The organism is Thalassovita autumnalis (assembly GCF_001458255.1).
Classification (GTDB): domain Bacteria; phylum Pseudomonadota; class Alphaproteobacteria; order Rhodobacterales; family Rhodobacteraceae; genus Thalassobius; species Thalassobius autumnalis.
Window position 1 is genome coordinate 1 of record NZ_CYSB01000019.1, and the last position, 11,430, is coordinate 11,430.

The 11,430-nt window shown below is 55.5% G+C and carries 11 protein-coding genes; 1 reads left to right on the forward strand and 10 read right to left on the reverse strand.

Annotated features, from left to right (window positions below; genetic code table 11):
• The 6 genes from TL5118_RS04980 to TL5118_RS05005 form a co-directional block, all read right to left on the reverse strand.
• Nucleotides 1-1,166, reverse strand: a 1,166-nt coding sequence (locus TL5118_RS04980) for an aldehyde dehydrogenase family protein (protein ID WP_082626311.1), incomplete at its 3' end; no start/stop codon positions are given.
• A 16-nt stretch (nucleotides 1,167-1,182) separates the two neighbouring features.
• A complete protein-coding gene (locus TL5118_RS04985; protein WP_058243826.1) occupies nucleotides 1,183-1,911 on the reverse strand; it encodes an ABC transporter ATP-binding protein in 729 nt (242 codons plus the stop codon).
• Nucleotides 1,904-2,632, reverse strand: a complete 729-nt coding sequence (locus TL5118_RS04990; RefSeq protein ID WP_058243825.1) for an ABC transporter ATP-binding protein — start codon at nucleotides 2,630-2,632, stop codon at nucleotides 1,904-1,906. The genes TL5118_RS04985 and TL5118_RS04990 overlap by 8 nt, the downstream gene beginning before the upstream one ends.
• Nucleotides 2,629-3,582: a branched-chain amino acid ABC transporter permease gene (locus TL5118_RS04995; RefSeq protein ID WP_082626308.1), complete on the reverse strand. Its 954-nt coding sequence runs from the start codon at nucleotides 3,580-3,582 to the stop codon at nucleotides 2,629-2,631. Before TL5118_RS04995 ends, TL5118_RS04990 begins: the two co-directional genes overlap by 4 nt.
• 3 nt (nucleotides 3,583-3,585) lie before the next feature.
• On the reverse strand, nucleotides 3,586-4,458 hold the full coding sequence (locus TL5118_RS05000) for a branched-chain amino acid ABC transporter permease (protein ID WP_058243824.1): 873 nt from the start codon (nucleotides 4,456-4,458) through the stop codon (nucleotides 3,586-3,588).
• 106 nt (nucleotides 4,459-4,564) lie between these two features.
• Complete coding sequence (locus tag TL5118_RS05005; protein WP_058243823.1) at nucleotides 4,565-5,785, reverse strand: amino acid ABC transporter substrate-binding protein; 1,221 nt, start codon at nucleotides 5,783-5,785, stop codon at nucleotides 4,565-4,567.
• Between the two features lie 156 nt (nucleotides 5,786-5,941).
• Between TL5118_RS05005 and TL5118_RS05010 the strand changes: the two genes are divergently transcribed.
• Nucleotides 5,942-6,814, forward strand: coding sequence for a helix-turn-helix domain-containing protein (locus TL5118_RS05010; RefSeq protein WP_058243822.1), 873 nt, complete (start codon nucleotides 5,942-5,944; stop codon nucleotides 6,812-6,814).
• 87 nt (nucleotides 6,815-6,901) lie between these two features.
• Here the strand turns inward: TL5118_RS05010 and TL5118_RS05015 are convergent, their stop codons facing one another.
• Genes TL5118_RS05015 through TL5118_RS05025 form a run of 4 tightly spaced genes read right to left on the reverse strand, consistent with a single transcriptional unit; the run spans nucleotide 6,902 to nucleotide 11,291 of the window.
• Nucleotides 6,902-8,401: a cryptochrome/photolyase family protein gene (locus tag TL5118_RS05015; protein ID WP_058243821.1), complete on the reverse strand. Its 1,500-nt coding sequence runs from the start codon at nucleotides 8,399-8,401 to the stop codon at nucleotides 6,902-6,904.
• A 9-nt stretch (nucleotides 8,402-8,410) separates the two neighbouring features.
• Entirely contained in the window at nucleotides 8,411-9,652 is a 1,242-nt protein-coding gene (locus TL5118_RS05020; RefSeq protein ID WP_058243820.1) for an FAD-binding domain-containing protein, read from the reverse strand.
• Nucleotides 9,649-9,786, reverse strand: a complete 138-nt coding sequence (locus tag TL5118_RS20865) for a DUF2256 domain-containing protein (RefSeq protein WP_082626307.1) — start codon at nucleotides 9,784-9,786, stop codon at nucleotides 9,649-9,651. Before TL5118_RS20865 ends, TL5118_RS05020 begins: the two co-directional genes overlap by 4 nt.
• On the reverse strand, nucleotides 9,783-11,291 hold the full coding sequence (locus TL5118_RS05025; protein ID WP_058243819.1) for an FAD-binding domain-containing protein: 1,509 nt from the start codon (nucleotides 11,289-11,291) through the stop codon (nucleotides 9,783-9,785). Before TL5118_RS05025 ends, TL5118_RS20865 begins: the two co-directional genes overlap by 4 nt.
• Between the last annotated feature and the right edge of the window lie 139 nt (nucleotides 11,292-11,430).

Sequence of the window (11,430 nt, forward strand, 5' to 3'; positions counted from 1 at the left end):
ACCCGATACACCTTAGCAAAGCTGCAAAACTGTCCGAAAAGGTGGGACCACTTCAGGCCAACCCGGTCCAATGCAACGGCATTCAGCAACGTCCCGGACCCGCCACCGCCGGCGACGACCTCCGCCCCCTTCATGACCGCATCCTCAATTAAGCTGATCACACGTTCAGCGGCGCCCTCGTTGATCAATGATCCAAGGGGATGCGCGGCCATTCGCGGATCGCCGGCTGTCAAAGTCGCTACTTTCGCAGCGAATTTTTCGACAAAGGCATCAGCAATCCCTTCCATCACGATAATACGTTCTGTCGACATGCAGATCTGGCCTTGGTTCATGTAGCCGCCAAAGGCCGCGGCAGCGACTGCCGCATCCAGATCAGCGTCATCCAGCACGATAAACGGCGCCTTGCCCCCCAGTTCCAACAGGGCTCGTTTCAGATGACGGCCACAGGTTTCAGCGATCACACGCCCCACACGGGTCGAACCGGTGAAATTGACCCGCCGCACGGCAGGCTGCGCAATCAGGGTTTCCACGATTTCGGGTGCTTCATCCGGTTGATTGGAGATCGCATTGACTACTCCCGAAGGGAAACCCGCATCAATCAAGGCCTCAACAATCAGCCCGTGGGTCTGCGGACAAAGCTCAGACGTTTTAAGAACCACGGTATTGCCACAGGCCAATGGCAATGCGATGGCGCGCACAGCAAGGATGATCGGTGCGTTCCAAGGTGCGATAGCCAGAACAACGCCCGCGGCCTGACACACCGCCATAGACATGGATCCCGGACGATTGGTGGGCAGAATTTCCCCTTTGATCTGTGTGGTTAAAGAGGCCGCTTCAGTGAACATTTCAGTGGCCAGCGTGACGTTAAAATTCGCCCAGGCTTCGGTCGCACCAATCTCGGCCTTCATGGCGTCAACCAAGTCCTGTCTGCGACTGTCCAAGGCGGCTGCCGCCGCCAGCAGGTAATTGCGCCGTTCCCGCGGGGTGGTCGCAGACCATTGCGGAAAGGCCTGCCCCGCAGCCTCTACAGCGCGGATAGCATCCTCCTTGGTACAGGCAGGCGCGCGTGTGGCCACTTCGCCTGTCACAGGGTTCAAGCAATCAAAAGTCGCTTCAGTGCTAGCCCCGGATTTTGCGCCGTTAATCAACAGATGTGTTTCGTTCATTTTCATTCGTCCATGTTCAAGAGGCGCCCTGGGCGGATGCACCGCCCAAGAATGCATGTTGGACAGCATCGTCCGATTTAAGGTCTTCAGCGGTGCCGGATCCGGTGATCCGACCAGCTTCGATCAGGTAACCACGATCCGCCAGTTGCAGGCTGGCGCGTACGTTTTGTTCAACGATTAGGATGGTCAGACCTTGTGATTTGATCTGAGCCAAAGCGTCAAACAACTGCCCAATCACGATCGGAGCCAGCCCAAGACTGGGCTCATCCAGCAACAAGAGGTCTGGCCGCGACATCAGCGCACGGCCAATCGCAACCATTTGCTGTTCACCGCCTGACATTGTGCGAACAAGTTGGCTTTTTCGCTCTGCCAGGCGCGGGAAGAGGTCGAAAACCTCATCCCTGCGGGCCTGCTCACCTTTGCGGGCGCGCAGGGGGTTGGCCCCCAAAAGCAGGTTTTCTTCGACGCTCATTTCGCCAAAGACTCCCCGCCCTTCAGGCACTGCGATGACACCGCGCTCAACAATCTCATGGGCCGGGCGCCCCACCAGTTCTTCACCGAACAGTTTGGCCGAGCTTCCCTCCTGTGGAGCAACCATCCCGGTCAGAGATTTCAGAAGCGACGATTTGCCAGCACCATTGGCGCCCAGAATGGCCACCGTCTCGCCCTGTGCAGCAAACAAAGCAGCCCCATCCAGCGCCAGATGTGCCCCATAAGAAATGCTCAGATTATTGATCTCAAGCATGGCTGTCTCCCAGATAGGCGGCAATGACATTTGGATCCGCCAAAACCTCTTCGGTTGTGCCATCCGCAATCAGGGCGCCTGCATTCATAACCACGCAGCGTGGGCACAATGCTCGCACTGCTTCCATGATGTGCTCGACCAGCAAGATGGTAATGCCGGTGGATTGTAATTTGCGGATAAGGGCGATGCCGTCCTGCAACTCGGTTGGGTTCAATCCTGCCAGCCATTCGTCCAGCAACAAAACCTTGGGCTCAGCAGCCAAGGCGCGTGCCAACTCCAGACGTTTCTGATCAATGTAGGTCAGATCTCCTGGCATGGCTCGTGCCAGATGCGCGATCCCAACCTGCTCCAGACAGGTCCGTGCAATCCGATCAATTTCGCCCCCCCAATGTGATTTCGCCCCAAAGGCGGCTGGCACCTGCACGTTCTCCAGCACCGTCATGCTGGGCAGGATCCGCACCAGTTGAAAGGTGCGCGCGATACCGGAGCGGGCGATCTGATCCGCCCGCAATCCGGCAATCTCTTTTCCCGCGACATGCACCGATCCCGCCGTTGGAGGCAAAGCCCCTGAAATCAGGTTGATCAGCGTTGTTTTACCTGATCCGTTTGGCCCCAGTAGCCCGACAACCTCACCTTCCTGTAGATCGAAGGTCATCGAGTTCACCGCCAACAAGCCACCAAATCGTTTTGTCACATTGCTAAGGGAAAGAAGTGCACTCATGTCTGTGCTTCCTCGATAGTCTTACCGTTGCTCTGCCCTTTTGCGGATTTCATCCACCCCTCAAGCGCGCTCAGCACTCCATTGGGCAGCAGGAATACGATCAGGATGAACAAAGCGCCGAGCAGAATTGAGAAATGATCGGGGAAATTGGCCGAAAGCCACTCAAACAAGACCATCAGCGGGATCACTCCCAGTGTTGGGCCCCATAGGCGCCCTGCCCCGCCCAACAGCGCCATGATGACCGTCAGGAAAGATACAGTGGGATTAAACACGATCCCCGGTTCAATATAGACCCAGCGTGGCGACTGGATCGCCCCGGCCAGCGTCATGAGCGCAGCACTGACAACAAACAGCATCACTTTGGTGCGCGCCAGAGCAATCCCGCTGTGCGCAGCAACCACCTCGTCGTCACCGATCACCTTAGGGGCCAGTCCCAATCGCGTTCGGCGGATCCAGGCCCCGAGTCCGATGGTGAACCCTGCCAATGCAAGCAGTTGCCAGTAGATATGTTGGGTCTCAAAGGGCAAAAAGATGTAGCGCCCCAACGTGCCGGTCACATTGACCTCAAACCAAGTGATCAACTGGCGCACCAGCTCAGCCAGCCCGAATGAGAAGACCACAAAGTAGATGCCTGCCAAACGCAGCGTCGCCATGCCCACAAAGGCCGCCAACACTACCCCGATCGCCAAGGCTGTCAGCAACACCAGCGGATAAGGCAACGTTTCGCTTAGCACCGCCACGGTGTAGGCACCGGTCCCATAGAAGGCGACTGTGGCCAATGAGATATAGCGAGTAGGGCCGGAAAACATCGCCCAGGCTGTTGCCAGCGTGACATAGCTCATCACGCTGACCATGAAGCCCAAGGCATATTCGCTCAAAACGACAGGTGCTGCAGCCAGTCCCGCGCCCCCACCCATGATAAGAAGCGGTTTCAGTAGTTTTTGTACCATGTGTCAGCTCCGCGCCGTGCCAAACAGCCCTTGCGGGCGCCAGAGCAGCACAATGATGAAGAGAATATACACCGAAGCGAGCGAAAGGCCGGGATCGATGTAGGACGTGACAAAGGTCTCGATGATCCCCAGTGCGAGGCCCGCGATGATCGCGCCCATCAAGTTGCCAGTACCGCCCATGATCACAACGATCAGCGCCTTCATGGTAAAGACAACGCCACCGGCTGCTGAGAAGGTCACAAACATTGACACTAACACCCCGCCGCCGGCCGCCAAACTGCCGCCGATGGCAAAGGCCTGGCGCGCAACCTTATCCACCTGGATCCCGACCAGAGGGGCCGATGCAGGTGACAGGGCCACAGCCCGCAGGGTAGCCCCCCACCGCGTGCGCGTGATCAAAACGTATAGCCCCAGCCCAAGCGTCAAAGACACTATGAAGGCAACAAGCCTATTGGCGGCAATATTGGTCCCCCAAAGATTGATAGGGTGGTTCAGGTAGGAATAGCTGGTGAAGTCGCTGCCAAAAACCAGCAGCATGATACCTTGCAGGATGAACAACAGGCCAAAGGTTGCCAGAATGCTGTCGGCTTCCAGCTGGCCCCGATTGGGCGCGCGTTTCACCAGAGGGTGCATCATCACGCTATAGACCAGCCAAGACAGGCCATAGCCCAGTGGCAGAGCGATTAACAGCGTAACAAGCGGTGGCAGGCCAGCGCCGTTGAACAGGACATAGGCACAAAAGGCGGCTGCGATCATAAACTCACCATGGGCGAGGTTCATGATCCGGGCGATGCCATACTGCATCGAAAGCCCAAGCGCGACCAAAGCATATGTCCCCCCAAGCACAAGGCCGATCATTAGGGTTGTGAGGAGCATTGTTTCTCTACTTTGTTTTGCTGATGCCCGCACCAGACAAACCGATGACAGCAACAGCGGCGTGTCAGGCCCATTGATGGGCCATGACACATTGATTGCGGATAGGTTATTGCCAGTCGGGCTTGGGGATTACGGGCAGGACCGCCCCAGTATCGTCTGCAGGTGCAATTGCGGCAAAGGTATCTCCCTGCCACTGCCCCGCCCACCAGAGGGTCCGCAGTTGGTTATTTTCTAGTTCGACCGTGCCCATGATCGTCTCAAACGAGCCAGTTGCAAGTTCGGCAGCCACGGCTTCGCGGTCCAGACCGACCCGTTTAATCGCTTCTTGCAACATTTGCAGGCTGGTGTAGGTAACTGCGCTGGCCCAGCTGTCCGGCGGGTTGCCAACCACTTCCGTATGTCGATCAAAATAGGCCTGGATGGCAGCACTGTCAGATTGTACACCGCCGATCCCCATAACACCTTCCTGCTGGCCACCAGAAATTTTCTTGTACACAGGGAAGGCACCGCCGACGCCCGTGTAGAACACTTTGGGGTTAAAGCCAGCAACCTGTGCCTGTTTGGTCACCCCAAAGGTGCCGGGCGGGTACGAAAACGCAACGAAACTATCAGCTCCGCTATTTTTGGCATCGTTCACGATTGCAGCAAAGTCCGAGGTCCCGAGTGGATAGGTCGCATCATATGCCAGCTCAAAACCCTGTGCCTTCAGCGCCGGGCGGGCTGCCTTCACCAGATCAATGCCAAATCCGTCTGCCACCGAAATCATCGCAACTTTGTTGTTGATAGAGCCCGCCTTATTTGCAGCCGCCAGCACATCCGCCAAAGCCGTGGCATAGTCTAATCCACCCCCCAGGAACCAGAAGCTCTTGTTCCAGCGATCGGCAAACTCGGGCGCATGATCCGTGACCGCAGTGACAGCAAGATGAGGATAATCGAACTTATCCATCAAGGGCGCGATTGCCAGGTTGAAGCCTGTGCCCCAGGGCGGCAGGATAAAATCAACTTTGTCTTTCGTCGCCAGGCGCTGAATGGCGCGCACGGCCTCTTCGGTTTGACTGCGGTCGTCATACTCGACCACCTCAATCAGTTTTCGGCTCCCGTCAGGCAGTTCAAGGCCGCCCGCCGCGTTCACATCCTCAACCCATAGGATATAGTTCGGGATCGTCGTGATCCCTGCCCCAGTGGCATTGCCTCCCGACTTTGAAACGGCATAACCGATTTTAACCGTCTCTCCATCCTGCGCGTTTGCAGGGGCCGTCGCCAGCGCGATCGCTAGCGCAAGGGCGCTCAGACCGCCGACTGCAGCCCGACGAGTAAGTTTCAACATGTTATCTCCTCCCAAGATTTATCAATTCCGCTGCCAACCTTCTTTTGGCGCCGGATCGAAATCGTCTGGATATCTTGATAGAGGTTGGAACTGTTAAAAATGCACCTGTGTGACCTTAAATTGTACTTGTAAGAGTATTTTGAGGAAGGTACCGCGATGCGCACAATTTCAAACTCTTCGTCCCCCCTGTTAAAAATTCAGATCCACGACATTGAAAGTCGGCTCACCCAAGGGGTGATGAGCCAGCGGCCAGGCAGCTGTTCTCTGGTCCTGATGGAACGGGGCAGCGGCGAGATCTGCAGCGCAAAAGATCCGTTGAAATTAGCCGCCAACCAGCTGGTTTGGCTGCCTCATGGCGAAACGGCGCAAGTGCGCACAGCGCCAGCCTCGCGCGCAATCATTGCGGTGTTACCGAAAGAAGTGATCTCTCGCTCTCTCCCCGAAGGGGCACCGGGGGATGACTTACAGCACTACCTTAAACAAAGATTGACCCAGCAAGGTTCTGAGGCTGCCGCACTCGACTTTGTAAAAAGCAACCTCATGCGTATGCGGCAGGAAATTTATAGCCCTCAGCCTGGCACTGAACAGATACTGACGCATCTTTGTTCTCTGGTGTTTCTGCAGATCTGGCGAAATCTCTATAAAGCCAAAGATGTACGCCCTGTACCAAAATCGGTTGTGGACCGTTTCTTTGCCATGGAGCGCCGCCATCGAGCAGAGCATTTAAGCGTGGGTGACTACGCGGATCGGATCGGCGTCAGCCGCGACCGCTTGGGTGCAGAGGTGCGACGCGCCACCAACCTTTCACCACGCGCCTACCTGCATCAAGAGTTGATCCGAGAAGCCTCGGAGCTCTTGGAGATTTCCAGCCTACAGGTTGCTCAAATTGCTTATCGGCTTGGATTTTCGGAACCCGGTTATTTTAACCGTTTTTTTCAACGGCACACAGGGCAGCCCCCTGGCCGCTATCGCAAACACTTTCGCCGAACACGTGAGGAGGCTTCGGATTCCTTCGCCGCTTGGCCCTAAGGTCCCAGCGCTACGAATAGGCTATCATCTCAGCACATTCGCCCAACACTGAGCAGATGATCCAGGCGTTTGGAATTCCATGGAAAATCAGATTTTGTTCATCCGTTGTAGAAAGCTTTCAGCAGTTTCGAGGTGTTTTTCTCTGACATCCGTCGGCATGCGCTGTGCGGTGCGGCACATCATGGCCCAGCGAGGGTTCCGCACAAGCCTGTCCGCATGTTTCAAAATAAAACGCCAGTAGAGGCCATCCCAAACATCGGCCCAAGGGCCTTTGCCCCAATGGCTCATCTTACGAATATAATTTGAGCCTGAGAAATAGGGTTTGGTGGTGATCAGCCCACCGTCAGCATGCTGGCTCATGGCGTAAACATTTGGGACCATCACCCAGTCATAGCTGTCGACAAACATCTCCATGAACCAGCGATAGACATCATCCGGATTGATTTCACATAGGAACATGAATCCCCCCAACACCATGAGACGTTCGATGTGGTGGCAGTACCCCGTATCGAGCACCCTGCGGATGGTGTCATCAAGTGGCTCAATCCCTGTAGTGCCATCATAGAATGCAGCGGGCATCGGCCTCTGATGGTTCCAATGGTTGGTGGTCCGCATCTGGACACCAAGGTCATCATAGGTCGCCCTCATAAACTCACGCCAGCCAATGACTTGGCGGATGAAACCTTCTACCGAATTCAGCGGAATATTTCGACGCTCTGCATGCTCCAGGGCCGCGTCCACCACCTGTTTTGGCGTCAACAGGCCGATGTTTAACGCAGGTGTCAAAACAGCGTGCCAAAGCCAGTTTTCCCCTTCAACAATCGCGTCTTCATAGTCGCCAAACCGGTCAAATCGCCGCTCCAAAAACTGGGTCAGCCAATCGGCAGCGTCTTTGTGAGATGTGGGGTAATACAGGCGATCCAGTTGACCTATAGCGCCCGGAAAATCAGCCAGGACACTGTCTTTTGCCGATTGATCTATCTCGTTATGGGTGGGCCAATCCATCCAAGGCAGACTGTTCAGCAATGCCTTCGGGACTTTTTTCCGATTGTCCTCGTCAAAACTCCATTGCCCCCCAACCGGTTGGTCATCTTCCATCAGTACGTTCAAACGGCGACGTTGGCCTTTGTAAAACTCGGCCATGAACCAGCGTTTTCGTCCAGTTGCCCATGCTTTGTTCACCTCCTGCGAATTCAAAAATCCGGGAGACGGATGAACATTAAGGGCAATCTGAGTTTCTTTGGCAGCGGCCCGCAAGCGTTTTTCCGAAATGAAATCGGCAGGATCCACGATCGCCACTTGCTCTATTCCGCTGCTGCGGAACCGTTCAAACAGGCGCAAACAGGCACCTTTCTCGTGCTCATATGGGTAAATGCTTGCATCAAACCCTTGAGCAATCAGCACCTCCCGAAACCGAGCCATAGAAGCGCGATGCAACCAGAGTTTTTGCCGATGCATCGTTGCTGGGTAGATCGCATCACCGAAAAACAGCGGATCTTCAAATAGCACAACTTTGTCAGGTCGCTGTGCCAGGCACGGGTGATGCGCATACAATTGGTTGGGGAGCAGCAAAGCGGCGGTGGTCAAGGTCAGATCTCATTTGGTTTCAGCGGTCAAAGCCAACTGGTTGATTAGTTGGGGTATCTTCTTTCTGAGGCCAAAAAATCCAGCCTTTGCGTGAGGCCACGAAACCCGGTCATAAGGTCGAACAACCCGAACCAGCGTAATTCCTGCGTCTCGCAATAAGGGCTCTGCAAGGTCTAAACGGGATCGCACTGGGCCGATTGGGGTATAGGCCGTCGCTATGGTTTTCACGCCCGCTGATTGCGCGGCACTTATCAACGGCACACTCCAATCATCGACAGTTCGGCTGCTTCGCTCATAGCTTTGCAAAACGCCATTCATAGCGTTGTTTGAAAAATCCCTCACTACAGCCCCGACAGGATTAGGGGAGCGGTCTTGGCAGGCTGTGAGCCCCAAAACCGCAACCGGCTGGCAAGGTAGGATAGATGCGCCAGACAAATCATCCTCAGTCAGGAGCAAAACAAAGGGGTCTTCAGGCCTTACTTGGGGCAAATGAAGCGGTACGCGCGCATGTTCCATCGGCTCGACCAATGGTCGGGCGCATTTGGCAAGCCCTGTCGGATTGAAACGGCCCATGGTGAATTTTGCGATATTTTCAGGGCGGGCGAGGTATGTTTTGCCTTTTGTATGCAAGCCCGCGACCCACCGCCAACTCAAAGTATTTGAAGCCGGATCGCCATCTAACAGATGTCGCAGAAAGAAATCTGCGCCCAACTGCCAAGGCAAACGTAAAGTGAATATCCAGATTGAGGCGAACCACATCCGCGCATGATTGTGCAGATAGCCGGTCGCAGCGAGTTCGTTTGCCCAGTGATCAAAACAGTCGATGCCCGTGTTGCCTGCAACAGCGTCCGCGACGTTACGTGCCAACCCGATGTCGCTCTCAACGGTTGCCAGCGCGTCGCGCAGATCACGTTGATACTGCACCCAGACGCTTGGCCGCTGTTCAAGCCAACCTTTGAAGTAGGTGCGCCAAAACACCTCTTGTACAAACATCTCAGCCCCGCGAGGGCCGTGCTGTGCCAAGACTTGCAACAGCACCTCTTCTTCCGTCACCAGCCGATGGCGCAGCCACGGGGACAAGGCAGAAACATTACTGCGACGCGCAACTCCCCAATCGTAGTTGCGTGCACGGGCATAATGATTTCCGGCCCGCGGAAGGAACTGCCGTAGCCTGCGTAGGCCAGCGGCGCGGGTCGGAACATACGTCTCCACCTCAGTGTCAGGCGGCGGCTCAGGAAACACATCAGTCATGCGGCTCCTCTACATTTTCTGGAGCAGTATTTGACCTCATCCCACACCTTTTCCCATTTCTTGCGCCAGGAAAATGGTCGTTGACACACTGGGCAAACCTTCTGAGGGAGATCCGCTTTTTTACGCATCTTCATTCTGTGTTTCCAAAAGGTAAACTCAGTTGCAGTTGCTCTTTAGGGGCCGACCTCCGTCCGGTTTTCTCGACTTTTCGACTGGCATGTTTGGCCACGATTTTCTGCGCCTCGTTGCGAAAACTATCCCCGCGACGGACGGCCCAAACCTTCTCACGCGCAGCCTTCGCAGTGGCAACGTGGTCAAAAACGCGCTCTGGGTAAATGACGCCGATCACCTGCCCCGCATTGGGTGCCGTCCAGGGTTCATGAATGTAGAGGTCATGAATATGGGCAAGCTCAGGCAGCCACTTGCGAATGAACCGCCCCTGTGGGTCCTGATCGTAACCTTGTTTGACAGGATTATAGATGCGCACGGTATTGATACCGGTGGTGCCTGATTGCATTTGCACTTGGCTCCAGTGAATGCCCGGTTCGTAATCCGTAAACATCCGCGCCAGATGAAGACCCGGAGCACGCCAGTCGAGCCAGAGATGATAACTGGCCGTAGCCATCACCATCGCCCGCATCCGAAAATTCAGCCAACCAGTTGCCTTCAATGACCGCATGCAGGCATCTAGAAACGGGTATCCTGTTTCTCCATTTGACCAGGCTTCCAGCAGTCCCCCCGTTGGGGTCTGAGAGCGGAGCCCATCATAGAGCCGATGCAGGTTTTCAAACTCGATCCGCGGCTCGTCCTCAAGTTTTTGAACAAAATGGCAGTGCCAATGCAGACGACTGGAATACGATCTCAGGGATTTGCGCCACCGCCCAGCATGTGAGGGCAAATCGCGGTTGCGTTGGTCAGTTGCTTGTTTCACTTCGCGCACCGAAAGTGCACCCCACGCGAGATAGGGAGATAGACGCGAACAGGCGCGCGCGCCTTCGACCGGGCTGGACATTGCGCGCTGATAATTTTCGCCCCTTTTGGTTAGAAAACTGTTCATCGCCGAAAGCCCTGCCCGCCTGCCCCCGCTCTGTCGGCCGGGACAAGGATCAGCCCGCAAGTTAAGGGAGCGGCCGTCTGGAATCGCGCCCACCTCTAAGGAAAGAGGCTGTAAATGGGGCGGATTTGAAACGGGGCGGCTCATCAGTTGTTCCCAGCGTTGCGCCCAGCCATTGCGGGATTTTTGTCTGCGGAACACGCCGTGGTTCTGAACCTCATTCCAGACCACGTCGTTGTCCCTACACCATGCGGCGACCTTCAAATCGCGTTGATAGGTCCAGTTATTTCCGGTTTCCTGATGTGACCACAGCACATCGACTTGGAATTGATCCTGAAAATCTGACAACACATCGGTCATCTGCCCCCGGCGCAGCACAAGCGGCTGGCCCAAATTTGCTAGATCCTGACGCAAGCTTGCGAGCGTTTCGGAAACAAAGTTCCATTGGCGCGCTGACGCATCGGGCTGGTGCCACAGTTCCGGTTCCACCACATAAAGCGGCAAGACCGGCCCTCTGCACGCCGCTTGCGCCAATGCTGCGTGATCCTGCACCCGCAAATCGCGTTTGAACCAGACAACCTGCACGCTCTGTCCTTCCTATAAGTAGCTTGTTGTCTAACTACGTCTGGCGGACTTGGTTGGATCGTTCTTATGGTTTGGATTAAATGTTGAAGTGGTCCCACCTTTTCGGACAGTTTTGCAGCTTTGCTAAGGTGTATCGGGT

Excerpts from the sequence above, each read along its gene's own strand:
- TL5118_RS05005 (WP_058243823.1), bottom strand. The coding sequence starts at position 5,785 with ATGTTGAAACTTACTCGTCGGGCTGCAGTCGGCGGTCTGAGCGCCCTT.
- TL5118_RS05010 (WP_058243822.1), top strand. The coding sequence starts at position 5,942 with ATGCGCACAATTTCAAACTCTTCGTCCCCCCTGTTAAAAATTCAGATC.
- TL5118_RS20865 (WP_082626307.1), bottom strand. The coding sequence starts at position 9,786 with ATGAAGATGCGTAAAAAAGCGGATCTCCCTCAGAAGGTTTGCCCAGTG.
- TL5118_RS04995 (WP_082626308.1), bottom strand. The coding sequence starts at position 3,582 with ATGGTACAAAAACTACTGAAACCGCTTCTTATCATGGGTGGGGGCGCG.
- TL5118_RS05020 (WP_058243820.1), bottom strand. The coding sequence starts at position 9,652 with ATGACTGATGTGTTTCCTGAGCCGCCGCCTGACACTGAGGTGGAGACG.
- TL5118_RS04990 (WP_058243825.1), bottom strand. The coding sequence starts at position 2,632 with ATGAGTGCACTTCTTTCCCTTAGCAATGTGACAAAACGATTTGGTGGC.
- TL5118_RS04985 (WP_058243826.1), bottom strand. The coding sequence starts at position 1,911 with ATGCTTGAGATCAATAATCTGAGCATTTCTTATGGGGCACATCTGGCG.
- TL5118_RS05000 (WP_058243824.1), bottom strand. The coding sequence starts at position 4,458 with ATGCTCCTCACAACCCTAATGATCGGCCTTGTGCTTGGGGGGACATAT.